1 pseudogene is annotated in these 551 nt (G+C 54.3%); it reads right to left on the bottom strand.

Going from position 1 to position 551, the window contains the following annotated elements:
- Positions 1 to 487, bottom strand: a pseudogene (locus ACR0IO_RS23260) (CAF17-like 4Fe-4S cluster assembly/insertion protein YgfZ); the annotation flags it as partial.
- Positions 488 to 551: the final 64 nt, after the last annotated feature.

Raw genomic sequence — 551 nt, 5'->3', positions numbered from 1 at the left:
CAAGTTCTAGGATATAGCTGTCATTGGGGATCAGTTCTCGCCCATGTTCAGGGATCAAATGGGCAATGCGCGTGTTTTTCCATCCTGCCGCATCCCATAAGTTGGGCAAGCCAGACTGGCCATAGGCGCGCCAACCAAGGGCAGGGTCACGTGGATCAGCATATGCCCCTTGTGGCAGGGTGCCATGCCCCACGGCCACTGTCATATCCGAGAGGGTCAGTGCCACATCTGCGCGCAGCTTATACATCGACAAGCGCTGCATCAGCGGTGCGGCCAAATCACCGTCCACATCAAGCAAAACGCGATCATCGCGAGTCAGCATGAAAAAATCAGCCAGATACTTCCCTTGCGGGCTCAGGATCGCGCTGTAGCGCAGCCCTTCGGCATCTTCAGGGAGGGCATTGGTGGTCAAACCTTGCAAGAATTTCTCGCGGTCAGACCCTGATACCTCAATGATTTTACGATTTTGTGGCTGCTCTTTAATCATGGCGCTGTTTCCCTTGTCTTGACCAGAGAGCTAATCATTCTTGCGCTCTTGCCAAGGCCGTCAG

This window comes from Ruegeria sp. CE12, from assembly GCF_056537525.1.
The sequence above is the reverse complement of the archived record's forward strand: the minus strand, read 5'-3'. Positions and strand labels throughout refer to the sequence as shown.